At 38.7% G+C, this 26997-nt stretch carries 22 protein-coding genes; 8 read left to right on the forward strand and 14 right to left on the reverse strand.

Going from position 1 to position 26997, the window contains the following annotated elements:
- The first annotated feature begins 1 nt into the window (after position 1).
- The 4 genes from mnmA (at position 2) to AWW73_RS14300 (ending at position 4042) form a co-directional block, all read left to right on the forward strand.
- Complete coding sequence (mnmA, locus tag AWW73_RS14285; protein WP_005073282.1) at positions 2 to 1135, forward strand: tRNA 2-thiouridine(34) synthase MnmA; 1134 nt, start codon at positions 2 to 4, stop codon at positions 1133 to 1135.
- Between the two features lie 13 nt (positions 1136 to 1148).
- A complete protein-coding gene (gene hflD / locus AWW73_RS14290) occupies positions 1149 to 1880 on the forward strand; it encodes a high frequency lysogenization protein HflD (protein ID WP_031949000.1) in 732 nt (243 codons plus the stop codon).
- A gap of 55 nt (positions 1881 to 1935) precedes the next feature.
- Positions 1936 to 3324: an adenylosuccinate lyase gene (purB, locus tag AWW73_RS14295; protein ID WP_062849985.1), complete on the forward strand. Its 1389-nt coding sequence runs from the start codon at positions 1936 to 1938 to the stop codon at positions 3322 to 3324.
- A 79-nt stretch (positions 3325 to 3403) separates the two neighbouring features.
- On the forward strand, positions 3404 to 4042 hold the full coding sequence (locus tag AWW73_RS14300; RefSeq protein WP_062849986.1) for a DUF2238 domain-containing protein: 639 nt from the start codon (positions 3404 to 3406) through the stop codon (positions 4040 to 4042).
- A gap of 39 nt (positions 4043 to 4081) precedes the next feature.
- On the opposite strand, the gene blp2 is transcribed toward AWW73_RS14300, so the two are convergent.
- From blp2 to AWW73_RS14340, 8 genes are all read right to left on the reverse strand, one after another.
- Complete coding sequence (blp2, locus tag AWW73_RS14305; RefSeq protein ID WP_062849987.1) at positions 4082 to 6271, reverse strand: Ig-like repeat protein Blp2; 2190 nt, start codon at positions 6269 to 6271, stop codon at positions 4082 to 4084.
- 253 nt (positions 6272 to 6524) lie between these two features.
- Positions 6525 to 7487, reverse strand: coding sequence for a protease SohB (gene sohB, locus AWW73_RS14310; RefSeq protein ID WP_016146054.1), 963 nt, complete (start codon positions 7485 to 7487; stop codon positions 6525 to 6527).
- Positions 7488 to 7635: 148 nt separating this feature from the next.
- On the reverse strand, positions 7636 to 8538 hold the full coding sequence (gene pstB / locus AWW73_RS14315) for a phosphate ABC transporter ATP-binding protein PstB (RefSeq protein ID WP_031949005.1): 903 nt from the start codon (positions 8536 to 8538) through the stop codon (positions 7636 to 7638).
- 13 nt (positions 8539 to 8551) lie between these two features.
- Entirely contained in the window at positions 8552 to 9949 is a 1398-nt protein-coding gene (pstA, locus tag AWW73_RS14320; protein WP_061875668.1) for a phosphate ABC transporter permease PstA, read from the reverse strand.
- A complete protein-coding gene (gene pstC, locus AWW73_RS14325; protein ID WP_016146057.1) occupies positions 9946 to 11325 on the reverse strand; it encodes a phosphate ABC transporter permease subunit PstC in 1380 nt (459 codons plus the stop codon). The genes pstA and pstC overlap by 4 nt, the downstream gene beginning before the upstream one ends.
- Positions 11326 to 11424: 99 nt before the next feature.
- Positions 11425 to 12456 (reverse strand): substrate-binding domain-containing protein, encoded by a 1032-nt coding sequence (locus AWW73_RS14330; RefSeq protein WP_005073265.1) that lies wholly within the window; start codon positions 12454 to 12456, stop codon positions 11425 to 11427.
- A 476-nt stretch (positions 12457 to 12932) separates the two neighbouring features.
- Positions 12933 to 14312: an amino acid permease gene (locus AWW73_RS14335; RefSeq protein WP_062849988.1), complete on the reverse strand. Its 1380-nt coding sequence runs from the start codon at positions 14310 to 14312 to the stop codon at positions 12933 to 12935.
- Positions 14313 to 14453: 141 nt separating this feature from the next.
- On the reverse strand, positions 14454 to 16175 hold the full coding sequence (locus AWW73_RS14340) for an alpha-keto acid decarboxylase family protein (protein WP_062849989.1): 1722 nt from the start codon (positions 16173 to 16175) through the stop codon (positions 14454 to 14456).
- 134 nt (positions 16176 to 16309) lie between these two features.
- Here AWW73_RS14340 and AWW73_RS14345 point away from each other — a divergent pair, with 134 nt between their 5' ends.
- Positions 16310 to 16795 (forward strand): Lrp/AsnC family transcriptional regulator, encoded by a 486-nt coding sequence (locus AWW73_RS14345; RefSeq protein WP_004700117.1) that lies wholly within the window; start codon positions 16310 to 16312, stop codon positions 16793 to 16795.
- Positions 16796 to 16865: 70 nt separating this feature from the next.
- On the opposite strand, the gene AWW73_RS14350 is transcribed toward AWW73_RS14345, so the two are convergent.
- The 3 genes from AWW73_RS14350 to AWW73_RS14360 all read right to left on the reverse strand — a co-directional run bounded on the left by AWW73_RS14350 (position 16866) and on the right by AWW73_RS14360 (position 21491).
- Positions 16866 to 18296 (reverse strand): aldehyde dehydrogenase family protein, encoded by a 1431-nt coding sequence (locus AWW73_RS14350; protein ID WP_062849990.1) that lies wholly within the window; start codon positions 18294 to 18296, stop codon positions 16866 to 16868.
- A 286-nt stretch (positions 18297 to 18582) separates the two neighbouring features.
- Positions 18583 to 20115 (reverse strand): pyridoxal phosphate-dependent decarboxylase family protein, encoded by a 1533-nt coding sequence (locus tag AWW73_RS14355; protein ID WP_002118849.1) that lies wholly within the window; start codon positions 20113 to 20115, stop codon positions 18583 to 18585.
- A 2-nt stretch (positions 20116 to 20117) separates the two neighbouring features.
- Positions 20118 to 21491 (reverse strand): diaminobutyrate--2-oxoglutarate transaminase, encoded by a 1374-nt coding sequence (locus AWW73_RS14360; RefSeq protein WP_002118718.1) that lies wholly within the window; start codon positions 21489 to 21491, stop codon positions 20118 to 20120.
- 467 nt (positions 21492 to 21958) lie between these two features.
- Between AWW73_RS14360 and AWW73_RS14365 the strand changes: the two genes are divergently transcribed.
- Positions 21959 to 22660: an SIMPL domain-containing protein gene (locus AWW73_RS14365; RefSeq protein WP_062849991.1), complete on the forward strand. Its 702-nt coding sequence runs from the start codon at positions 21959 to 21961 to the stop codon at positions 22658 to 22660.
- A 62-nt stretch (positions 22661 to 22722) separates the two neighbouring features.
- Here AWW73_RS14365 and AWW73_RS14370 read toward each other — a convergent pair whose 3' ends face one another.
- On the reverse strand, positions 22723 to 23349 hold the full coding sequence (locus AWW73_RS14370) for a TetR/AcrR family transcriptional regulator (protein ID WP_062849992.1): 627 nt from the start codon (positions 23347 to 23349) through the stop codon (positions 22723 to 22725).
- 116 nt (positions 23350 to 23465) lie between these two features.
- Between AWW73_RS14370 and AWW73_RS14375 the strand changes: the two genes are divergently transcribed.
- Entirely contained in the window at positions 23466 to 23930 is a 465-nt protein-coding gene (locus AWW73_RS14375; RefSeq protein WP_062849993.1) for a hotdog fold domain-containing protein, read from the forward strand.
- Between the two features lie 34 nt (positions 23931 to 23964).
- On the opposite strand, the gene AWW73_RS14380 is transcribed toward AWW73_RS14375, so the two are convergent.
- Both AWW73_RS14380 and AWW73_RS14385 read right to left on the reverse strand, forming a co-directional pair.
- The gene (locus AWW73_RS14380) at positions 23965 to 25059 is read right to left on the reverse strand and encodes a fatty acid desaturase family protein (protein ID WP_016146065.1); all 1095 of its coding nucleotides are present in this window, start codon (positions 25057 to 25059) and stop codon (positions 23965 to 23967) included.
- A gap of 12 nt (positions 25060 to 25071) precedes the next feature.
- Positions 25072 to 26142 carry a ferredoxin reductase gene (locus tag AWW73_RS14385; protein ID WP_062849994.1) on the reverse strand — a complete coding sequence of 357 codons (1071 nt, stop codon included), beginning with the start codon at positions 26140 to 26142 and terminating at the stop codon, positions 25072 to 25074.
- Positions 26143 to 26282: 140 nt separating this feature from the next.
- Between AWW73_RS14385 and fabR the strand changes: the two genes are divergently transcribed.
- Positions 26283 to 26978 carry an HTH-type transcriptional repressor FabR gene (fabR, locus tag AWW73_RS14390; protein WP_016146067.1) on the forward strand — a complete coding sequence of 232 codons (696 nt, stop codon included), beginning with the start codon at positions 26283 to 26285 and terminating at the stop codon, positions 26976 to 26978.
- Positions 26979 to 26997: the final 19 nt, after the last annotated feature.

Consider the following 26997-nt stretch of genomic DNA (forward strand, 5'->3'; position numbering starts at 1 on the left):
TATGCAACAACGTGTCATCGTCGGTATGTCTGGTGGTGTAGACTCTTCTGTTTCTGCAGCGCTTTTACTTCAACAGGGTTATCAAGTTGAAGGTCTTTTCATGAAGAACTGGGAGGAAGACGACGGCACGGAATACTGTACAGCAATGGAAGACCTAGCCGATGCTCAAGCAGTAGCTGATAAAATTGGAATTAAGCTGCATACAGCAAACTTTGCTATGGAATATTGGGATCGAGTATTTGAGCTTTTCCTAGCTGAATATGCTGCTGGTCGCACACCAAACCCAGATATTTTATGTAATAAAGAAATTAAATTCCGTGCATTTTTAGATCATGCAATGACTTTAGGTGCAGACTTTATCGCGACTGGTCATTACGCACGTCGGGGTGAAACTGCCTATAATTCTAAAGGCGAAGCATACGCACCATTATTACGTGGTGTAGATAACAATAAAGACCAAACTTATTTCTTACATGCAGTTCATGGTAGAGAAATTAATAAAACTTTATTCCCTGTAGGCGAAATCGAAAAACCTGAAGTTCGCCGAATTGCTGAAGAACTTGATCTTGCTACAGCCAAGAAAAAAGACTCAACAGGAATCTGTTTTATTGGTGAACGTCGTTTTAATGACTTCCTTAAACAATATTTGCCCGCTCAACCGGGGAAAATTGTACTTGATACAGGTAAAGAAGTTGGTGAACATCACGGTCTGATGTACTATACGCTCGGTCAACGCGGCGGAATTGGTCTAGGTGGTTTGAAAGGTGCAGCTGAAGGTGCATGGTTCGTACTACATAAAGATCTTGCCAATAATCGCCTCGTTGTTGGTCAGGGACATGAGCACCCACTCATGCAAAGTACTCAACTTTGGAGTGAGTCAATTGACTGGGTAGCTGGTGAGCAAAATATTCCCGTTGAAGGATTGCGATGTACAGCGAAAACACGCTATCGCCAACCTGATCAGGCCTGTACAATTTTTATTGATGAAAACACTGAACACGGTGTTCGCGTTGAGTTTGATGAACCTCAGCGTGCTGTTACGCCGGGTCAAAGCGTTGTATTTTATTCAGATGAAGTTTGCTTAGGCGGGGGTGTCATTCACCATACAAATGCCCCTACACCAAATTTTATTTAAGGGAATGAATGGCATGGTGGAGTTACCATTTCAACAATCACAAGCCTTGAATGTTCGACAAAACCGTGCCCTTGCCTTGGCTGGGGTATTTCAGGCCACCCAGCTCACCCATATGACAGCCATGACGGGTCAGCAAAGTATTGGTGAAAGTGGTAACTTCTATTTTGAGTTGTTAATTAAAGCAAGTTTAAATATTCGCCCTACAGCCAATAATGGTGTTCAAACCTTAGATTTTTTTAATCAGTTAGCTGATATTTCTTTAGGGCTTAAAACACTCGAAAATTGTATTACTCAACCTTTTACAAACATGCCTAAATCTCGCCTCCCAAAAATGGGCACGGCGAAACTTCCAATGTCCTACGCGATGTCGCTTTTACAGCTAGAAAAAAAGGTTTATAGCAACCCTGAATATGTCGCAATCATTGAAAAAGCTCAGCAGAAAATTTTAAAACAGCTTTCTTTTTTTGATAATAACTATTTACACCCAAGCATTTTAGCCAATTTGGCACAAACTTATGTTGATACTGCTGGGCAGATTAACCCACGCATTTTAGTTCGTGGTAATGCAGAAGCCTTTAAAGATACCAACCATACTAACCGCATCCGTGCTTGTCTGTTTACTGGCTTGCAAATGGCCCATTTATGGCGACAACTCGGCGGTAGTTCGTGGAACATGATTTTTAGCAAACGTAAGTTGCTTCAGGATATTCAAGCACTTGCTCGTTTACAGTACCAAGTCGTTTAAGACTATAAACGAGATTTTTTTAGTTTTATGTTTATTCCAACATTAAGGAATCGTTATGAACGCTTTAACCGCTCTATCACCATTAGATGGACGTTATGCCAGCAAATGTGATGCGCTACGCCCTTTTCTTTCTGAGTTTGGTTTAATCCATGCTCGTGTCACTGTAGAAGTGCGTTGGTTACAAGCACTTTCTAACCGTCCAGAAATTGTTGAAGTTGCTCCTTTCTCAAATGAAACAAATGCAGCTTTAGATGCAATTGTTAGCAACTTTTCTGAAGAAGATGCTAACCGTATTAAAGAAATTGAACGTACGACTAACCATGATGTAAAAGCAGTTGAGTACTTCTTAAAAGAGAAGATCGCGGGGATTACTGAATTACAAAATGCGGGTGAATTCATTCACTTTGCATGTACTTCAGAAGACATCAATAACTTGTCTCACGCGCTTATGCTTAAAAACGGTCGTGAAGTTTTAGTATCAAGCATGAAGCAAATCCTTAATGCGATCTCTGCTTTGGCAACGACTCACGCAGAACAACCAATGTTGTCCCGCACCCACGGTCAAACTGCTAGCCCAACAACTTTGGGTAAAGAAATGGCAAACGTGGCATACCGTTTAGCTCGTCAGATCAAACAATTTGAAAATGTTGAGTTACTTGGCAAAATCAATGGTGCTGTAGGTAACTACAATGCTCACCTTTCTGCTTATCCAGATATTGATTGGGCTGCTCACGCACAAGCTTTTGTTGAATCTTTAGGTTTAACATTCAACCCTTATACGACTCAAATCGAACCACATGACTACATGGCAGAGTTGTTTGATGCGTTACGTCGTTTCAATACGATTTTAATCGACTTTAACCGTGACGTATGGGGTTACATCTCTCTAGGTTACTTCAAACAAAAACTGAAAGAAGGCGAAGTTGGTTCATCAACAATGCCACACAAAGTTAACCCAATTGACTTTGAAAACTCTGAAGGTAACTTAGGTATTGCAAATGCAGTATTGGCTCACTTAGGTGAAAAATTACCAATTTCACGCTGGCAGCGCGACTTAACTGACTCAACTGTATTACGTAATATGGGTGTTGGTTTTGCGCAAAGCTTGATTGCTTTCGATGCGTGCTTAAAAGGTGTTGGTAAACTTGAGTTAAACGCAAACCGTTTAAATGAAGATTTAGACCAAGCTCAAGAAGTTTTAGCTGAACCAATTCAAACTGTAATGCGTCGCTACAACATTGAAAAACCATACGAAAAATTAAAAGCATTAACTCGTGGTCAAGCAATGACTCGTGACATGATGGTTAATTTCGTAAATGGTGATGAACTTTCTCAAGTACCAAGCGAAGAACGTGCGCGTTTAGCTGAACTTACTCCTGCAACTTACACAGGTAATGCAGCTGAGCAAGCGAAACAGATTAACGATTTAATTAGCAAAATCTAATTAAAAAGTTTACAAAAAGCGGAGCTTAGGCTTCGCTTTTTTATTACACTGATATAAATCACAATAAAGACTTTATAAAATGATCGAAAAACAATTCAAACTTAAACACTATATTGCTCTTGGCCTGCTTTTGATTGCGATTGTCATTTCAGCTATTCAGCCTCTTGAATTTGAAGCCTATTTACTTCACCAAGTGGGCACTGTGTTTATGCTGATTTTGCTCTTTGTTATTTTTAAGAAGATTGGACTCGATTTTTTAAGTTTCACATTCTATTTGCTGTTTTTGCTCATCCATATTGTTGGTGCACACTATCTGTATTCATACGTCCCATACAATGATTGGATACAACAGGCATTCAATTTCAATTTAGATCAATATATGGGTTGGTCCCGTAATATGTATGATCGTTTGGTTCATCTTGCCTGTGGTGTTTTACTCTACCCTCTTACTTATCGCGTGTTTCAAGTGTGGTTACCCTCAGCAAAGCCAGTTAGTCTATTTTTGCTAGTGGTTCAATTTGTAATGGCATCAAGTGTTTTATATGAACTTATTGAATGGGCAATCGCTATTGGATTATCTCCGGAAGAAGCTGAGAATTACAATGGACAACAAGGCGATATGTGGGATGCCCATAAAGATATGCTGTTAGCGACCATTGGTGCCATTCTCTATGGAATTCCAGCACTCATGATTCCACCTAAAACAAATAACTCATAAATAAAAAAGCGCTCAATGAGCGCTTTTTTTAAGACTATTTTAAACAACAGGATAGGTTTGTTCTAAAAGGCTTTGTAAAACTGAAGAATTTGTATCAGGTAGAACATGCTCAAGATTAGCTGTCGTATTGCTAGCGTTGGTAGGTATATCACTCTGATCATTTACCTGAGTAGGCTTTAATGCGGCTGAAGACAAAAGTGTTTCAATTGGGTCTGGTTCACTAGACGTAGAGCTTTTTAACAAATCATCTACTGGCACAGATTTCTGCTGCTGAGTATCCGTTTCATTTATTGTGCTATGTACTAACTTTAATGTATTTAACCCAACACTATCAGCAACAGATACAGTTTCTGTATGAGCAGTATCAACTACTACATCACTTAAACTTGCAGTCTTTGGAGCGACCACATAAAACGTAAATGGCGAGCTCACTTCACTTGTAAGTCCTGCCGCATCTGTCTGAGTTAGAGTAATGGTATGTTTACCAATCGCTAAGTCTTTATCGAGCGTAAAGCTCCATGATCGACCACTACTTACATTTACAATCCCAATAGCAACACCATTATCATAAATGGTTAAAGTTGCATTTGCCTCACCAGAGCCTGTGAGCTTTGGTCTTGCATCATCAGTTTCTGAACCAGCAGTAATGGCGCCTTTTAGTGCACCAACATCATCATCCACACTGTTTAAGACAGGTTTTGCAGGTGGTGTGGTATCCTTAGTACCAATAATATCAAGAACCTCAGATTTATTTCCTGCACTATCAATAGCCGAAACTGAAGCATGTTTGTTATCAGTTAAAGCAGGCGAAATGGTAATTGTAAATTTGCCGTTTGCATCTGCCGTTCCCGTACCAATGACCTTACCTGTTGTATCTTTAATTTCAACTTTTGCATTTGCTTCGGTTGTACCTGTTACCGTTGTGCCATCAGCATTGATTTGAGCAACGGGTTTATCAGGTGCAATAGAATCATAACTTGGAGAAATTTCTAAGGGCTTTGACGTATTACCTGCCGCATCTTCAACAACAACGGTTGCCTTTTGTGATTCTTTTAATGCTGGGGAAAGCGTGATTTGAAATTCGCCCTGAGCGTTTGCGGTACCCGTACCAATCACTTTACCATCAGCATCTTTTATCTGAACTTTTGCATTAGGCTCAGTTTGTCCTTCAACCGTGGTACCTTCTTTATTGACTTCAATTAAAGGAACATCTGGAGCGAAAGTATCCTTTCCGGCAATAATTTTAGTTGGTTCAGATTTATTGCCTGCAGCATCTTCAGCTATAACTTTTCCACCTGTGTCACTCGTCAATGGAGGAGTAAGCTTTAAAGAAAAAATACCATCTTTATTTGCAGTTACAGTACCTAATACCTTATCACTAGCATCATAAACAGTAATTTTTGCATTTGCTTCGGCTTTACCAGTTACCAATGAGCCATCATCACTCAGCTGAGTTTGGGGAGCATCTGGAGCAATTGTGTCTTTACTACCAGTCACAACACCTGGTTTAGAAATATTACCAGCAGCATCCTCCGCTAAAACATTTAGTTTATTCCCGTTCGCTAAAGGCTTATCGAGTTTGATTGTAAAATTTCCACTTGCATCTGCAACACCCGTTGCGACCATATTACCAGCAGCATCTTTAATATAAATTTTTGCATTTGCTTCGGCTTTACCAGTTACTGTAACAGTATCATCGGCAACAGTAGCGGTCGGTACCTCAGGGGCTAAGATATCTACAGGTCCTGAAGAATCATCTTTGTCATCTTTATCAAAAGCCCATAGGTATAAACCTTCAGCAGCTAAAACTGCCAAACCTGCTTTTAGGACGTTACCCATCGAAAAAGTTGGTGAATCATCAACTGCCATTGTCGAGGCTGGTTGACTGGTGCCGGTATAGGCTAAATCTGTGACATGGTTTAAACCTGTATAGTCGATCACCTTACCCTGAGCATCAAATTGTGCTTCCACAAATTTTCCATGTTCAGTCGGAAGAACAACCGAATGTTCTGTTGTATTCGTTGCTTCATTAAAGAAATTTTCTAAAACAAGGGTTTCACCATTTTTTAAATGGATGACTAGACTTCCACCCTGTTTTTCCACCGATGCTATATCTTTTTGACTAACGCCAATTTGAATAATAGAAGGTTTATTTAAAACAACTTTATTGAGCTGACCATCTTGCAGAACGTCCAAACCCTCTTTGGATGCTACAATTATTCTTGTCATTATTTCCTGTCCTAAATTTCAGTTATATTTTTAAATGTCTAACTTTTTAAATATTTCATTTAAAAGCTATTTTATTGCTGTTTAAAATATCAAAGTCAGGTGTTTATCACAATTCAAAAATTATATTTATCAATAATTATTTTTTACTTTCTATTAAAAATCTAAGCGTATTTAATAAGGCAACTGTGAATATTAACTTTATAAAAAAACCAGCATTTAAGCTGGTCTTTTATAACATTTGAATTATATAAACTTATAGTTTTGGATCACGTACCTGCACAAGCGTCGTATTGGCTTTTGCAAGGCTCTCCATTACTTTACTCATCACAGCTGGAATCAAACCATCTGCCATTTGCGCTGCTTGCAAACCTAGCTTTTCACCCAAGGTCGCTTTCTTACGTGTATTAATGACGTATACATCGTGTTGGGGCAAAAGACCCAACAAATATTCATCAGATGTTTGCAGTTTATCAACAAGGTTTAAATCTAGCGCATCTTCACCATACCAATGCTCACCTGTAGCCACTTTATCAACATTAAGCTGTGGGCGATACTTTTCTACAAAGTGCTTAAATAACACATGAGTTTGTTGTAGCTCTTCTTCAAACTTCGCTTTACCTTCAGGCGTATTTTCACCAAACATAGTTACAGTACGCTTATATTGCCCTGCTGTATAAAGCTCAAAGTCCACGTTATGTTCTTTTAAAAGACGATTAAAGTTTGGAACTTGAGCAACCACACCAATTGAACCCACAATAGCAAACGGCGCAGTAATAATTTCATTTGCAATACATGCCATCATATAACCGCCACTTGCAGCGACCTTATCAACACAGATAGTCAAATGGAAACCTGCATCGCGTAAACGAACCAATTGAGCTGCTGCTAAACCATAACCATGGACCATACCGCCAGGGCTTTCAAGACGAACGACAACACGGTCACGTCCTGCTTTAGCAGTTGCTAAAATGAGGGTAATTTCTTCACGTAAGTTTTCAACTGCCGAAGCTTGGATATCGCCTTTGAAATCTAAAACAAAAATTTTCTGATTATTTTTACGGCGGATTTTTGCTTCTTTCACAAGTTGTTGAGCTAATTGTAATAACTCTAAACGGCTTGCAGTTGTTTGTGCAATTTTTTTTCTCTGTTCATTTACACGTGCATTTAAATGACTAACACGTATTTCTGCAGGGAGTTTAGGCAAATGGAATAACATAAAATTCTAAGCTCATAAGTTATCTTTTATAGCCTTAAGATGTGGTCCTTTTGATTAAAATTCAATAGCGTTTTTGCAAAATAGAGTCATTTTCATTTATAGAATAAAAAAAAGAGCACATGGCTCTTTTTCTTGTATGACTTACGAATCAACCGAAGCGTCCAGTAATATACGCTTCTGTTAACTGATGGTCAGGTTGAGTAAAGACTTTTTCAGTTGAGTTGACTTCAATCAAATCACCTAAATGGAAATAAGCGGTACGATCAGAAACACGTGCAGCTTGTTGCATTGAGTGAGTCACAATTACAATCGTGTATTGATTCGACAGTTCAGAAATCAATTCTTCTACTTTTGCTGTTGCGATTGGATCGAGTGCAGAACACGGCTCATCCATTAAAATCACTTCAGGACTGACCGCAATAGTACGTGCAATACATAAACGCTGTTGCTGACCACCAGATAAACCTGTACCTGGTTGGTTCAAACGGTCTTTAACCTCTTCCCACAAACCCGCTTTACGTAAACTGTTTTCAACAATTTCTTCAAGGTCGTACTTATCACGTGCTAAACCATGAAGTTTAGGACCATAAGCCACGTTGTCAAAAATAGATTTAGGGAACGGGTTTGGCTTTTGGAATACCATTCCAACCTGAGCACGCAATAATACAACGTCTAGATTTGGATCATAAATATTGTGATTGTCGAGTGTAATTTTACCTGTTACTCGGCAACCATCAATGGTGTCATTCATACGGTTTAAAGTACGAAGGAAAGTCGATTTACCACAACCTGACGGACCAATAAACGCGATTACTTCGTTTTGGTAAATATCTAGATCAATACCTTTAATGGCTTCAAAATCACCATAATAAACATGGGCATCTTGTGCACTAATCTTGATTTCGGTCGAGTTCTGCTTTTTTGAAGCATGTGGTTCAAAATGCGAAACATACGAAGTGCCATGGTTCAGCGGTTTATCTGTAAATTGCGATTGTTCAGTATTCACTAACTTATCCTTTTCTAAGGAATTCGTAATATCAATAGTATTCATGATTTATCCTCTATTACCAACGCACTTCGAACTTTTTACGTAACCAAATTGCAAGACTATTTAAACCAATCATTAATGCAAGTAGTACGATAATCGCAGCGGCAGTACGGCCTTCGAAGAAGTTACGCAACTCATTACCTTGCCATAAGTAAACTTGGACAGGTAAAGCAGTTGCTTGATCAAATGGTGTTGTTGGAATACTTGCAACGAATGCACTCATCCCGATTAAAAGTAAAGGTGCGGTTTCACCAAGTGCATGGGCAACACCAATAATTGCACCTGTCATAATGCCCGGTAATGCCAACGGTAAAACATGGTGAAAAATAGTTTGGAACTTAGAAGCTCCCAAACCAAGTGCCGCTTGTCGAATAGAAGGTGGCACAGCTTTTAATGAAGCACGCGTGGTGATAATGACTGTTGGTAATGTCATTAAGCTTAAAACCAAACCACCCACCAGCGGAGCTGATAGAGGTAAATGCATCCAGCCAATGAAAATTGCAGCACCGAGTAAACCAAATACGATTGAAGGAACAGCAGCAAGGTTATTAATATTTACTTCAATAATGTCGGTAAGAACATTTTTTGGAGCAAACTCTTCAAGATAAATTGCGCTGGCAACACCAATTGGAATTGCAATGATGATTACAATCAGCATCATGAATAATGAACCCATGAATGCACCTGCAAGACCACTGATTGCTGGTGAACTACGTGAGTCAGGGTTCTTAAATAAGTTCATGTTAAATGTACTTTCAAGAACGCCTTTTGCTTTTAAGTCATCGGCAAGCTTACGCACTTCTGGATCAAGTTGTTGCTGATCATCCGGTAATGAACGATCAATATTACCTTTTAACCAAACATCGACATTCGCATCGCCCAAGAAAGTAATATTTTCTTTCTTGCCAATGAGTGATGGGTCTGCAAAAACCATATCACGTAAGCGATAAGCTTCTGAGCTTGCATATAAGCTACTTAAGTAATCACGTTGTGATGCAAGTGCAGGATCTTTAGCAATCATTCCATTTACAATGATGCCATCCCAATCCACCATACCCATCTTAGTTTGCCAATCAACATAACGTTCTTGGTAATGCGCAGGTGTTTCCCCTTGAGTGCGCACAGGCACAGGACCTGCATCAATCACTTTCGGGTCAAAGTAAATTGGAACATTCATACTGGTTTGCCAAAAAGCTGGTAAACCTTTTGCCAAAATACTACCGAACAAGAGAGCAACGAATGCAAGACCAATAACGACTGCCGAGAATCCCGCAAAGCGGAAAGCTTTTTCTTTGCGATGACGTTTAGCCAAAGATTTTTCAATAACCTGTTTACGTCGTTCACGAGTTTCAGCAGCAGCTTTCGGATCAAATACGTTCTGATCCATAGGAGACGATGTATTTGATGTACTCATTCGTATTGCTCACGGTATTTACGCACAATGTACAGTGCTACAATGTTTAATCCCAAGGTAATCACAAATAGTGTTAAACCTAGCGCGAATGCAACCAATGCTTGTGGACTTGAGAAGTCTGTATCTCCAGTCAATTGTTTGACAATAGTTACTGTCACAGTCGAAACAGCTTCAAATGGATTTGCATGTAAAAGTGGACTGTTCCCTGCTGCTAAAACCACAATCATGGTTTCCCCAACAGCACGAGAGACTGCCAATAAGAAAGCACCTGTAATACCCGGTAAAGCTGCTGGTAATACAACTTGACGAATCGTTTCAGACTTAGTCGCGCCAAGTCCTAAAGAGCCGTCACGCAGTGCACGCGGGACTTGAGTAATAATGTCATCAGACAAAGATGAAACAAACGGGATAATCATAATCCCCATCACAAAGCCAGCAGTTAAAGCACTCGTTGCATTAATCTCTAAACCAATAGAAGCACCAGCTGCTTTAAAGAATGGTCCAATAATCATCATGGCAAATACACCATAAACAATTGTTGGAATACCAGCTAAAACTTCAATTGTTGGTTTTGCCCATGAGCGGAACCATGGTGAAGCATATTCAGCTAAATAAATTGCAATCATTAATCCAACTGGAACAGCAACAAGTAGAGCAATACCACTGACCATGAGCGTACCCCATAGCAATGGTAATAAACCATAACTGCCTTCCGCATTACCGGAAGTACTAAAGCCCGGATTCCACTCTGTACCAAAGAAAAAGTCTACTGGACTAACAAAACGGAAGAAGTGCATTGCTTCGCCAAACATCGACATTACGATCCCGATGGTGGTTAAAATCGCAACGCCAGAACATAAAATCAAAGCAACGTTAATGGCACGTTCAACTTGGTTACGAGCACGATATTGTTGATTGATTTTTTTCTTAGCCCATACTAAACCTAGTAAAGCTGCACAAATTACAACAGCAAATTTGGCAAAAGAGCCAATGGTTTGAAATTTTGCAAACTGTTGAGCAGCAGCTAATTCATAAGCAGCTGGTTTGTCACTTACACCAAAACCTGAAGCAATTGATTGAACACGATCAACTAATACACTTCTGCCCGCTTCATCAAGCGAAGCACTTACAGACGCCGGAATATTATTAAAAATAATATGATTTAAAATACTTGGTTCAACCAAGTTCCAAATGATCAAAATTAAAAAAGCAGGGATACCGCACCAAAGACCAACCAGTGCGCCATAATAACCAGGACGAGAATGTAACGTCGCTGAGTTGCTTCCCTTACCTGCTATGTTACGGCTCTTTCTCAGCCCAAGTTGATATGCGATTGCCACAAGGGCTAACAACACACCGATAAGTAGCAGATTCATGTATTCTCCACTGTTTTCTCAATTGTCATAATTTGGAAAAACAAGTTAGACAAAAAGGCTGATGAACTCTTAAGATCACCAGCCTTCATTCAAACTAAATTATTTAACAGTTTTACCTGCTTTAAAGTCAGCCAAAACTTTTGCACGTTCAGCATCAGACATCGCGATTAAACCATCACGCTCAGCTTTAGAACCTTTACCAGTCGCTTTTTTGCTTACGAAATATTCTACATATTGCGGTAAGCCTTTAACTGATTTTAAGTGTTCGCCTTTCACGTAGAAGTACAATGGACGAGATACAGGGTATGTACCATTCAATACTGTCTTCTCAGATGGAACTACGTTGTTAACTGTTGCTACACGTAACTTGTCACGGTTCATGTCATAGAAACTTAAACCAAACACGCCTACTGCGCTTGGAGAAGTCTTTAAGCGAGCCAATGTTTCTGTATAGTCGCCAGCGATTTCAATTACACGACCATCTTTACGGAAAGTAGAACATGCTTTCTTCTGAGCATCTTTATCTAAGCTCTTGAAGTATTCATATGCTTCACAACCAGCTTCAACCATTTTCTCTTGGAAAACTTCACGAGTACCGTGGTTAGATGCAGGGATTACAAGAGTAATCGGCTCATTTGGAAGCGTTTTGTCAATTTGGTTCCAGTTTGTATATGGGTTTGGAACCAATTTACCTTTTGAAGGCAACTGAGCAGCTAAAGCAGCAAACACATGGTAAGGTTTTAATTTATAAGCTGCTTTGTTTGAATTAGACGCAAATACAATACCGTCATAACCGATTTTGATTTCTTGAATTTGTTTTACACCAGCTTTATTACAAGCTTCGATTTCTGTGCTTTTGATTTTACGAGAAGAGTTTGCAACATCAATAGTATTGTCGCCAACACCTTGACAGAATTGTTTTAAACCAGCAGAAGAACCACCAGAACCAACTACAGGAGTTTTAAATTGAGGGAAAGTATTACCAAACTCTTCAGCTACAACGCTGGCAAACGGTAATACAGTTGAAGAACCAGCAATTTGAATCGTATCACGAGCTGCATTTGCAGTCGTTGTTACAGCTGCCCCAGTTACTGCTAACGCAATTGCGATTTGACGTGGATTTAAGCGCATTCTGTTCTCTCTCATTAATGCAATAGGTTGTACGTCACTTTTTGTTGAGTGCTTGTACGCTCTTCGATAGCTGCATTGTGAATAGAAAATATGACAATTAAGTTACAGTATGATGACGCTTTAATGATTTCGATATTGTTAATTGTCACATTAATATTTTTTATGTACTATCAATTAGTTATTTTAAATATAGATGTTATTTTACCTTCTATATCAATCTATATTATGACATTTACTAAAAATATTAAATTTTACTTTTTATAAAATATAAAAATAGAAGATATTATAAATATATTAAAATCCGATAATTTACGTCTTTCTTGCTTTTATAATCTAAATATTTTCTTTCATTAAAATTATTATTAAAAATTTCTAGAAAAAATCATTTTCTTTGTAACATGAAAATAATATGACAAAAGATAAAGGGTTACCCATCTTAAGTCAGGTAACCGCAATATCATTGTCAATTTAAACGATTAATTCGACTGTACTTCTGGCAGAACAACCATTTTTTTACGATATTTTAAGAAATACATTACAGCTAAAACAGCAAGCCAGATTGGACCTAAAATAACAGCTAATCTCATATCTGGCGTTAATGCCATAATAATAAGAATAAAGCATACAAAGCTAATGGTTAAATAGTTACTCCATGGGCTAAGAATGCTTTGAAATTTAGTTTGACGTTTTTGCAATTTCATCGCTTTAGTAAATTTCAAATGAGTCACTGAAATCATAAGCCAGTTAATAACAAGCGCTGCGACAACTAACATCATAAAGAGTTGAAAAGCTTGACCAGGAATCAAATAGTTCACAACTACACATATTGCTGTAATAGATGCAGAAACAACTGCTGCTGGAACTGGAATACCACGACTGTTTACTTTTTTCAGAATTGCAGGAGCATTACCCTGCTCTGCCAAACCATGCAACATACGACTATTACAATAGATACAACTGTTATAAACCGAAATAGCAGCAATTAGGACCACAAAGTTTAGAACGTTCGCAACACCGTTACTGTTTAATGACTGGAAAATCATGACAAATGGACTGCCACCTTCTGCCACCATATTCCATGGATAAAGGCATAAAAGAATACCAATTGCACCGATATAGAAAATTAAAATACGGTACACAATCTGATTGACTGCTTTAGGAATAGTCGTTTCAGGTTTCTTCGTTTCAGCTGCAGCAATACCAATTAATTCCAAGCCACCAAATGCAAACATAATGACAGCCAGAGCCATGACAAAACCGTGAATTCCGTGCGGGAAGAAACCACCGTGTTGCCATAAATTTGCAATACCTGCTTGCGGACCTGCTGAACCTGAAAGTAAAAGATAAGCACCAAAGCCAATCATGCTTAAAATCGCAACAATTTTAATGCAGGAAAATAAGAACTCGGATTCCCCAAAAAAGCGGACATTTACCAAGTTAATGCCATTAATTAAAATAAAGAAAAATAAAGCAGTCAGCCATATCGGAATTTCAGGCCACCAAAACTGTATAAACGTCCCAATCGCACTCAATTCAGCCATGCTGACGAGTACATATAATACCCAATAATTCCAGCCAGACATAAAACCAGCCATTTTGCCCCAGTATTTGTTCGCAAAATAACTAAAAGAACCACTGACTGGCTCTTCAACAACCATTTCACCTAAATGACGCATGATTAAAAAAGCGATCACACCTGCAATTGCATATCCTAATAAGATTGAAGGACCTGCCAGTTTAATTGTTTGAGAAAGACCTAAGAATAAACCTGTTCCAATCGCCCCTCCGAGTGCGATGAGTTGAATATGCCGATTGGATAAGCCTTGTTTTAACTCGTGCTTATTGTTTGCATCCATAACATTATCTCCAATGTTGGTGTCACTTCCTGTACACCTTTATTCAGCACCATATCCGAAGACCAGAAACCGACCTTCGGACATAAGTTTGCTGTAATGTGAGTCCATTTAATTTTTGAGAAGACGTGTCCTGTCTTCTATTTAAAAAGAGATTGCATCCTTACATTTAATAGGCTGGGAACGCTCCTTTAAAATTTCGTAACCGCGATCACCGTAGTCAAAACGAGCAATCACAGAAGCAAATTTTTTCAAACTTACCGGCGCATCCATTGCTGGTAGTTTTAATTCAATAAAAGTTAATTGATCATTTTGCTGAAGGTTATCTAAAACGCTCTTCAGTTGCCCTGCGGTTTCAACCACATAAGTGGTATGGCCTTTTTTACCGTTAAATACCGCTGGGATTTCAGTGTATTTCCAGTTTTGCACGTCGTTATAGGCTGCATTTTCACCCATAATTAAACGCTCAATGGTGTAACCGCCATTGTTCAGCAAGAAAATGGTTGGCTTTAAACCGTGACGGATAATCGTAGAAAGCTCTTGTACCGTAAGCTGGAATGAACCATCACCAATAAATAAAATTTGACGACGTTCAGGTGCGGCCAGCAAACTGCCAAGTAAAGCCGGTAAGGTATAACCAATAGAACCCCAAAGTGGCTGAGCAATATATTTAGCTGTAGCAGGAAGTTTTAAGCCAGACAAAGCTGAGTTTGAGGTTCCGACTTCACCAATAATTACATCGTCTTCTTTTAAGAAACCTGAAATGTAGTTCCAAAGTACATCTTGGCTTAACTTTTGTTGTGCTGGAGCTTCAACTACTTTCTGTGGTTGTTTTTCAAGAAAAGGGGTGGTCGATTTACGTGGTGCAACTTTTTTATTTAGCTCAACGAGTAACTGACCAATCTCAATACCCGGAAAATCCTGCCCAAAAATATTTAGGCCATAAGATTTAATTTCGATGTAGTTCTTGGTTTCAATTTGATGAGTAAATACAGCCGAACCCACATCGGTAAAGCGTGCACCAACACCAATTAAGCAGTCAGATTGTTCAATAATATTTTTCACATGCGGTTGGCTTGCTCCACCTACATAAGTTCCGATGTAACGAGGTGAGCCTTCATCCATAATATTTTTTGCAGTATTCATACCTGCAAATGGAATTGAGCATTTTTGTGATAAATCATTTAAAAGTGACGTTACACCAAAAACTGAAGCTTCATTATCAATCAAAAGCGCTGGACTCTGAGCATTCTCAATAATGTTACAGAGTTTGCTTACCACACTTTGCAATAATTCAGGTTCAACAGCTGGATAGCTTAGGTCGAGTGGACGTTCAGATACTTCAATCTTAACGTGAGTAATATCGCCTGGTAGTTGAATGTGCACAGGACGGCGTTCAAGGAAACACTGACGTAATACACGGTCAATTTCAAAAGCTGCATTTGCTGGAGTTAAACGTGTTTGGGCAACTGTAAACTCTTTCATACAGTTCATAATATTGTCGTAGTTACCATCGACAAGCGTGTGGTGTATTAGTGTGCCCTTTTGAACCGCATGTAAAGGCGGAATTCCTGAGATATGAATAAGAGGTACATTTTCTGCATAGGCACCTGCGATGCCATTAATCGCACTTAAGTCACCTACACCATAAGTGGTTGCTAAGGCAGAAAAACCGTTAATTCGTGCATAACCATCTGCTGCATAGGCAGCATTTAATTCATTACAATTTCCAATAAATTCGAGTTGTGGGTCTGCTTCAACTTGTTCTAGATATGAGAGGTTAAAATCACCAGGTACACCAAAAAGATGTTGGATACCCATTTGTTTTAAACGAAGATTTAAAAAGTCACCGATTTCTATGAACATTGCTCTATATCCTTTGAGACCAATTTTTATTCCATAGAAAAATAATATTTCATCTATCTTTTAGATTTCGTGCATAATGAAAACGCATTTTAATAAAAATACATGATTTGTGTATCATAAAAGGATTTTATGCAATGGATAAGTTCGACTGGCAAATCATTCAGGCACTACAAAAGAATGGACGGCTCACCAATCAGGAAATAGGAGATTTAATTGGTTTATCAGCTTCGCAATGTTCAAGAAGAAGGCAGCTACTTGAGCAAAAAGGCATAATTTTAGGCTACACCGCACGCATCCAGCAACAGGCGCTAGGGCTGGAAGTTACAGCGATGATTCACATTAATTTAAGGACACACGAGGCAAAATCACAGCAGGCTTTTCAAGAGCTCATTGAAGCTGAAGATAATATTCAAGATGCTTTTTCAATTAGTGGTGATGCAGATTTTATTTTAAAAGTCGTCGCAGAAAACTTAGAACAGCTCTCTCAATTTGTGACCGAAAGATTACTTTCTTATAATTTTATTGGTCATATAAAATCTTACATTGTTCTTAAAAAAATTAAAGAACAGAATCATTTTTTAATCAAACCTAAAAGCATGAGCTATCATCACTCCCAATAAACAGCTTAGGTTTTCACTCTTAAAAGTGAAAATAAAAAGGCGGATACTAGATCCGCCTTAAAATTAATATTTAGACTTTACTAATATGGACAGTTTGTCCAATCGTATTTTCAAGCAAGCCTTCCAGACCAAACTCAGCACCTAAGCCAGACATTTTCCAGCCACCAAAAGGTGCATGAGGCAGAACCTCCGCATGGGTATTAATCCAAACAGTTCCGCATTGAAGCTGACTAGCATAAGTCTGAGCTGCTTTAATATCAGACGACCAAATTGAGCCACCTAAACCAAACTCACTATCATTGGCACGAGCAATAGCATCGTTGATATCTGTATATTTTAAAACAGGTAATACAGGACCAAATTGTTCTTCTTGGACCACACGGCAAGAGTCAGAAACTTCAGTCAAAATAGTGGGTGCAATAAAGTAGCCTTGCTCTGATAACTGCTGTTGACCAGAAAGTGCTTTTGCACCTTGTTCAATGGCTTCAGCAATAAGGGCTTTCACCTTGTTATATTGCATTTGATTTTGCACAGGACCAAATGTTGTAGAAGATTCCATTCCGTCACCCACGACTTGAGCGTTGGCAATGTCAGCTAATTTTTGAGATAGAGCTTTATATTGGCTTTCATGGACATATAAACGTTTTAATGCCGCACATGTTTGGCCTGCATTTAAGAATGCCATATTAAAAATCTTAGCTGCAATTTCATCTATATTTGCATCTGGCAATACAATACCAGCGTCATTACCACCAAGCTCTAAGGTTAGGTGTTTTAACTGTTGAGCTGCACCAGCCATGATGTGCTGACCTGTTCGAGTTGACCCCGTAAACACAACTTTTTGTACATCTGGATGAGAAGATAATGCTTCACCAATCTCACCAGCACCGACCACAATTGAGATTACGCCTGCTGGAACTTCTTGTTGAATAATTTCACATAAACGTAAAGTTGAGAGTGGTGTGTATTCAGAAGGTTTGCTAATGACCACATTGCCCGCACGCAATGCAGGCATGATATGCCAAACCGCAATCATCAGTGGCCAGTTCCAAGGAGTAATTGAAGCCACTACACCTAATGGTTGGCGGTGGCGTTCAATGCGCTTGCTTTCACTGTCTTCGATCACTTCAACAGGTAAATCCATAGCAGCCGCGTAACGCGTCCAGCCAATTGCACCCTGCACTTCCATTTGTGCAAGTGCGAGTGGCTTACCTTGCTCAAGTACAACTAACTCTGCAAGCATTTCTGCGTGCTTTTCAATACCATCTGCAACCTTATTTAAGATCGACTTACGTTCATTATGGGAAACTTGTTGCCAAGCTTTAGATGCTTGTTTAGCTGCACTCACTGCCTGATTTACTTGCTCAACCGATGCTTTTGCGCAACGTGCGGCTGTTAGACCTGTAGCGGGGTTAATAATTTCTAGTTCACCTTGCTCACCTGAACAAAGCTGACCGCCAATAATGAGTTTAAATTCATTGAGCATATTCGCTTGTTGCATTTCTTCTTCCTTGTCTTAATTGTAATTACAGCCACTTACTTTTTTCAGTTAAAGCGGGATTATTTAAAGTAAGTACGATATTGATATATCAATGTGACCAAAAATATTGGGGACATACCAATACAATAAGAAATTTGCTCCCCATAAATCATGCATAATTATTTTTGTTTTGTGAAAATATGCATGATTTGTGCATTTATTCTTTTCTTCATACACATTTTAAATAAAAACAGTCTGCAATAAAAAAGCCCGGTAATAAACCGGGCTTTTTTTGTTATCAACTCAATTAGTCGATTGGTGGTACATAGTTACCAGAAGCAATCGCATCTTTAATGCGGTCAGCTTCAGCCAATACTTGACCTAAAAGGTTTTTAACGTTTTCGAATGTCACAACAGGGCTTAATGTTGTCATTTTCAATGACTGTACATTACCAACTTTTGTTACACCGATATTTGCTTCCCCACGTGCAAACAATTCGTCCGCTACGTTTTGGTTCAAGCTATCGATAAACTCAACTGGGTAGCCTTGTGGCACAACACGGAACAATACCGAAGCAAATTGTGGTTCAACTAAAAGTTCTAAACCGTCAGTTGCCTTGATGTAATCTGCAACTTCACGAGTAAGTTTTACACCATGGTCAATCATTGAACCATATAGGTCTTCACCTAGTGATTCAATTGTCATCCACAATTTCAATGCATCAAAACGACGAGTCGTTTGTAATGACTTAGAAACAAGGTTTGGTACACCGTGCTCTTCGTCATAAGCAGAGTTCAAGTATTCAGCTTCGTAGTGCATAAAGCGATAGTTCGCTTCATCTTTCAACAAGAACGCACCACAGCTAATGCTTTGGAAATAATGCTTATGGAAGTCGAGGGTAATCGAGTCAGACAACTCAATACCATCAAGCATTGCACGGTAGTCATTTGACAGAATTAATGCACCGCCCCATGCCGCATCGATGTGCATCCATGAACCATACTTATTGGTAATTTCACGGATTTTCTTCAATGGGTCAATTGCACCAGCATCAGTAGTACCTGCTGTCGCAACGACACAAGCAACAACTTTACCTTCAGACTGAAGATGAGCCATCGTTTTTTCGAGAGCATCCACATCCATCTGTGCATTTTCATTCACAGGAACAGTCACAACTGACTGGAAGCCCATACCCATCATTGCCATGTTCTTTTGCACAGAGAAATGCGCATTTTCAGAACAAATGACTTTGACGTTTTTCATTGCATCGGCAGGAATACCATCACGCTGTACAGACCATGGATTACCATTTTCGTCTTTCCAGTTTTTCGAGATACACCAGTCACGAGCAAGCAACACACCCATTAAGTTAGATTGAGTACCGCCAGAAGTGAAAACACCAGCCTGACCAGAACCATAACCTACTTTTTGACGCAACCAATCAATGAGCTGAACTTCCATTAATGAACCTGCAGGGCTTTGATCCCATGAGTCCATAGACTGGTTAGTTGCATTGATTAACACTTCCGCGATCTGGCTCATCACCATGGTTGGGCAGTGTAAATGTGCTAATGAATGTGGATGATGTACTTTCAAGCTTTTATTCAAGAAAAGCTCAATCATACGTTGAAGAGATTCTTGTACACCCATACCTTCTTTTGAAGGTTGGAAAGAAATTGCTGAACGCAATTCTTTAATGCTACCGCCAGTGTACATCTTTTCATTTTGCAACCATGCTGAAACGGCTTTTACCGCTTCGCCCATTGCTGACTCATAGTCAGCAATGGATTGTGCATCATTGCAGAGTAACGCTTTACGATGTTCTGCAAAATCCACCATACTTATGCGCCTCGTACTGCAACCAATGCTTCTGCAATTGCTTTCTTAAAGCGAGCAACTACTTCAACACACTCGTCTTGAGTGATGATTAGCGGGCAAAGTAAACGAATTACTGTACCGTTACGACCACCTTTTTCAAGCAATAATTTATTGTTGAAACAAGCAGTTTGAATTGCAGCAGCTAATTGTGAGTCGGCAGGATGCGAACCAATACGATCAGCTGGTTTACGCTCGTCAACGATCTCAACACCGATCATTAAACCGCGACCACGTACGTTACCGATACATGGGAATTCTTGAGCTAATTTTTTAAATTCAGCTTGTAAGAAGTCACCACGCTCTTGCGCATTTTGAGCAAGATTTTGTTCGCTAATCGTTTTTAATACGACAAGACCAGTACCCATAGCAAGTTGGTTACCACGGAAAGTACCCGTGTGACCAGCAGGTTGCCAAGCATCAAATTTACGTTTAATACCTAATACTGCAAGTGGTAAACCACCACCTACTGCTTTAGACATTACAACAACATCAGGTTCAATACCTGCATGTTCAAATGCAAACATTTTGCCTGAACGTGCAAAGCCAGCTTGAACTTCGTCTAAAATTAAAACGATGTTGTGCTTTTCAGTCACTTCACGGATTTTTTGCAACCATTTTACAGGAGCTGTAACTACGCCGCCTTCACCTTGAATCGCTTCAAGAATAACAGCAGCAGGTTTTGTTACACCGCTTTCTACATCTTCAATAAAGTTTTCAAAGTAGTAAGTTAAAGCGTCAACACCTGCTTCCCCACCTAAACCAAGTGGGCAGCGGTATTCATGCGGATACGGCATGAATTGTACGCCTGGCATTAAACCATTAACTGCATTTTTTGCACTTAAGTTACCAGTCATAGCAAGTGCACCATGGGTCATACCATGATAACCGCCAGAAAAACTGATCACTGAACTACGGCCAGTGTAAGTTTTAGCAAGTTTGATTGCTGCTTCAGTTGCGTCTGCACCAGCAGGACCACAGAACTGCAAGCAATATTCTTCTTTACCACCAGGTAAATATGCTAACAATGCTTCAGTGAATGCATCTTTTAAAGGTGTGGTTAAGTCTAAAGTATGCAATGGCAAACCACTTGCCAATGTATCTTGAATACTTTGAATCACCGCAGGATGATTATGACCTAAAGCCAATGTACCTGCCCCAGCTAAACAATCAAGGTACTGTGTACCTTCAACATCAGTAACCCAGCATCCTTGTGCTTTCGCTATCGCTAACGGTAATTTACGTGGATAGCTACGAACATTTGATTCCATTTGACTTTGGCGAGTCAAATAATATTCGTTAGTAGCATTAGTGGCAGGGTTAACGGAAGTAACGCTCATATCGGATTACCATCTCTGATAGGGGTAGAAAGAAATAAGTCTGGTGACGATTGGTCCTTTGACTCGGTGCTTTATAGAACTAGCAAAGACACTTATTTTATATCTTGTAACTAGGAGCGCGATGATACCTAATTTTACAAGAAAAAAAACGTCTTTTATGTACTTTACTCATCTAATCTTATTGAAAAAATGTATCATCCCAATAGTTATGATGAATTATCATCATACTATGTGACAACCTAAAGAAAATATTCTTTTTTTATATTACTTTGATTTTTTAAGTTACATTGAAACACTTTAATTTTAAGCTTTTAATTTTTAAAGACTTTATATTTACCAAAATTTAAAAAAACCTGATCTGAATATTACAAATACGCCACAAAATCTGCAAAAGTTATGCATAAGTTATGTTTAACATTTCTTAATGAAAAAAATTAAATTTATATTAATTTTTAAAGGAAAAATTTATGCGTACTTTAGCCCTCTCTACCCTTCTTTTAGGTTCCCTCCTTAGCCCTTTAGTTTTTGCTCAGGATGATAATGCTTTGAACTACAATATTATAAATGTACAAGCTGAAGCTTCTCGCCAAGTTTCTAATGATGAAATGCATGCAACTTTATATATTGAAAAAAGTAATAAACAACCAGCAGAGCTTTCAAATCAAATTAATCAATTGATGAATCAGGCGCTTAGCGTTTCTCGTAAATATCCTCAAGTCAAAGTGGAAACCGGTGCTCAAAGCACTTATCCAATTTACGATAACGATAGCAATAAGCTAAAAGAATGGCGCGGTCGCGCTGAAATCCGTCTTGAAAGTAAAGACTTTAAAGCTGCTAGCCAGCTAGTAAACGAATTACAGCAAAACTTCCAAACACAATCGATTAATTTTACGGTTTCTGATGAACAACGTAAAAAGGTTGAGAATGAGTTGATGGTAGAAGCGTCTAAAAACTTCCAACAACGTGCTCAAATGTTGACACAAGCATGGAATAAAAACCAATATACCTTGGTTACTCTAAACCTGAATACCAACAATTATTTCCCACAACCTGTAATGCGTGCCAGCATGGCTAAGTTCGCTATGGCCGAAGCTGCACCAGCTCAAGACATGGCAGCTGGTGAGTCTAAAATTACTGTAAATGCAAACGGTTCCATTCAGTTTAAATAATTTCTATCTCTAAAAAAGCCGCATGAACGATGCGGCTTTTTTTTATCGAGTGATAAAGATATCTAACTCAAATTTTGCAAAGAATCCCACGCAGCTTTTGCCAAAATATCTTTATAAACTTTAGGGCTTGAAGGAACTTTTTGAGATAACCATGCACGGCAATAATTTTCTGTAGACCCGATCACAAGTGAAAGTAATAGCTCATGCGGTATAGATTTTAAAAAGTCAGATTCAGCATAATTTGAAATTGTATTAAAAATTTTTTGATTTCTTAATTTATTTTTCTGGGCGAGACGTTCTTGGTCTTCACCCCCCTGCATCACATTAAAACGAGCAGAGATTAAAAATTTAGCAAACTCTGGCTGTTCACTTACCCAATCAACATAGCTATGGATAAAAGCATATAAAACTTCTTTAAGCGATTTTGTGCGCTCAAGATAGTCATCTCTTAAGGCTGCTTGATCATCTAGAGCTGCAAAAAATAAAGTCGCAACAATACCTTCTTTGTTTTTAAAGTGATGATAAATAGCCCCTACACTACTGTCGGATTTTGAACGAATCATTTCAATGCTTGTGGTTTCAATTCCATTTTCTAAAAAACAAAACAAGGCGTCTATTAAAATCTGTCTCTTTAAAGCAGCCCTTCTGCCTGGATATAACCGCTCCAATAACGCTTGTGCAGATTGCATCATTTATTCCTTAACCAGTTATCGGAGATATTCTGAATGACTTGACTCATTTTTGTAAACAGAATTATATTCTTTAACAGAACATAATTCTGTTTTTTTATATGGAGCCTTAAATCATGGCAACCACTTTAGAACTTTGGAACAAAGTGTCTAGTTTTCCGAAAGGAAAATGGACTTTCTCACGTATGCTATGTTTGAAAGCCCCTTATTTTGGAAGTATTTCCCCGCTCTTTAGCGAGTTAAAACCCAACTATTGCAAAATATCTATTAAGAAAAAACGCTCAGTACTCAATCACATTGGAACAATACATGCGATTGTGATGTGTAATATGGCAGAACTGGCAGGTGGAACAATGACAGAAGTTACTGTACCTTCTACACACCGCTGGATCCCTAAGGGCATGACGGTCGAATATTTAAAAAAGGCAGAAACAGACCTAATTGCAATTGCAACGCCTGTAGAAAAAAATTATGACTGGGATAAAGCTGGTGAATATTTAGTAAATGTAGAAGTCTATGACGCTCAAAAAGATAAAGTTTTTCAAGCTACGATTACCATGTGGATTTCTAAAAAGAAATAATAAAAAGCCCTGAACTGATCAGGGCTTTTTTGACTTATTTTTTAAACGGTAAAGCATATTTAAAGATACGGCCTACCACCTGTCCAAACTGTTTAGCCAGACTCGCATTGTTATAATTTAGACCATATTTTTTACATACAGCTTCAACTTTTGGAGCCATTTGGCGATAACGACGCGCCGGAATATCAGGGAACAAATGGTGCTCAATCTGATGACTCAAATGTCCGCTTAAAATATGTAATGCTTCTGAACCTTTTAGGTTAGAAGAACCACGAATCTGGCGCATATACCAGTGACCACGGCTTTCATCCTGTAAAACAGACTTTGGAAATACTTCTGCATCTTTTGTGAAGTGACCACAGAAAATAATCGTAAATGTCCAGATATTACGAAGACCATTTGCAACTAGGTTACCAGTGAAAACAGGTAAAGCTGCAGGACCTGCAATTAAAGGGAAGAAAACGTAGTCTTTAAAAAGTTGCGTACCAATCTTTTTATTAACAGGTTTTAATTCTTCCAAGAATTTTGCCATGCTCTTACGTTTATAAAGGACACGTCCAATTTCAAGATTTTGAATGGCTACGCCCCATTGGAACAACAAACAAAATGGAATGCTATAAACAGGTTGAAGTAAGAAACCTGGTTTCCAGCGTTGCTCTGGGAATAGACGAAGTAAACCGTAACCAATGTCATCATCAATACCTTTAATATTGGTATAAGTGTGATGTTTATAGTTATGAGTTTGACGCCAGTTATCAGAAGTACCGACAGTATCCCACTCGTAAGTTTGACCATTAAATTTAGGATCGTTCATCCAGTCATATTGACCGTGCATCACGTTATGACCGAGTTCCATGTTTTCCATGATTTTAGAGAAGCCTAATAGACCTGTTCCTAAAATCCACGCTGGTGGGAACCAACCTGCAAACAAACATGCACGACCTAAAAAGCTACTATAACGAATCGCGGCATAAACACGACGGATATATTTAGCATCTTTCTCGCCCAAATCATCCAATACTTCTTGTTTGATCTGATCGAGCTCTTTTGCAAATGCTTCAAGTTCTGCTGGAGTCAAATCACGATTTTTAGGATTTTTAAAATATTCGACTTTCACTGGCATATTCATAAGAGTTCTCTCTTAAAGATCAATAACTAGATCGGATTGTGCTGAGTTCACACAAATTTTGAGTAATTGGCTTGGTTCAGTGTTTTCACTGCCGTTGAGTAAATTACGTGTTGAACCTTGTGATTTATTACAAACACATTTATTACAAATTCCCATACGACAGCCATGAGTCGGTTTAAGGCCTTCATGTTCGAGGCTGACCAAAATTGATTGGCCTTTAGGAATTGCAATCACTTTATTAGACTGGGTTAATGTGACATTCACATAACCAATATCATCAGCAGAGCTTTCATTTGTTAAGCTAAATGCTTCTGTTAAAACGGCTGGAGCTTTTTCAAAAAGTTGCTCAACAGTCGCCACAAAGCCAGAAGGTCCGCACGCATAAATTGTGCTGTTTTTAACATCATCAACTAATGCTAAATGCTCTGCATTTAAACGCTCATCATTTGGGGTTTCTTGGGTATAGAAAACCTGATAACTAAAATTCGGATATTGCTGTGCAACTTTTTCAAAGTATTCAACAAAAGCTGCATCTGAGCGTTGCTTTACCCAATATAAAAGCTGTACTTGAACTTTATCTAACTGCTGACTTTGCTTAATCGCAGTAATTAGGCTCAACATTGGGGTAATACCACTCCCCGCAGCCAACATAATTAAATTCGGTGTTTTGATATTTTGTTGCATGTCGCCATAAGGTCGACCAAGCTCAAAAACATCGCCAATTTGGCTTTCAGCAATAAACCAGTTACTGACAATACCATCCGCAACTTTTTTAACTGTTAAACGTAAGTGCTGCGCATCAATTTGCGTCAAACTATACGTACGTTCATAGCGACGACCAGCAATTTCTACAATCACAGGATGATGCTGGCCTGCAACGCCCATTTTTACTAAGCGATTGCATTTTAGCGTCAAGCTCACCATGTCATGAGCGACAAATTCTTTTTTTACAATTTGAACAAGGCCATGTTTTACGGACCATAAAGGATTAACTTTTTGTAGCCAGAAATTCGCCATTTCTTTATCAAAGATGGCTTGTGTCAATGAATTGAATAGAGAATTTCTCTTTTCGATTGCTTGCATAACTGAAGGCTCTGTCGCTCTTTTTTAATTATTATACATATGTATATATATTTGTATATACACCCGTACTTTTAATTACAATTTCACAAGTTCAGCTTCTAAGGCTATAATCCTGAGAGTTTACAAATATATTGAACAGCATGACCCAATCTTCACTTTCTCAGAACATGAATGACACACCTCTTCAACAAGATGTCATTGAAATTAAAACAGCTACGCGTTCTGTTGGAAGAAAAGCGACAATTACTAAAGAAGAACTTTTTCAGGCCGCTTTAAACCTTATTGGTCCGCAAAAAAGTATTGCTTCATTGAGTTTGCGTGAAGTAGCTCGAGAAGCAGGAATTGCACCAAATAGTTTCTATCGACACTTTAAAGATATTGATGAATTAGCAATTTCTTTAATTGACCGTGCAGGTATCGTTTTACGTAAAATTATCCGTCAAGCTCGCCTACGTGCTTCCTTACAAGAAAGTATTATTCGCAGTTCTGTCGATATTTTTCTTCAACAGCTCGATGCAGATGAAGGCAATTTAAGTTTATTACTACGTGAAAGTTTTACAGGTTCCGCTTCCTATAAAGCTGCTGTAGACCGCCAGCTCAACTTTTTTCAGCAAGAGTTGCAAGAAGATTTAATTCGTCTTGAACGCCTAAATAACAATCATCTGTATCATCCAGACCTTGTTGCAAAAGCAATTACTCAACTTGTGTTTCACATGGGTGCCAAAGTCATTGATCTTCCGATCAATCAACGTACAGAGGTTGCTGAACAAACCATGATTATGATTCGAATGATTTTAGAAGGCGCACGTCATCTGGATGAAGCAAAAATTCGCTAAAATTATCTTAGAGATGGCT

Origin of the sequence: Acinetobacter lactucae (genome assembly GCF_001605885.1) — a bacterium.
GTDB classification, from domain to species: Bacteria; Pseudomonadota; Gammaproteobacteria; order Pseudomonadales; family Moraxellaceae; genus Acinetobacter; species Acinetobacter lactucae.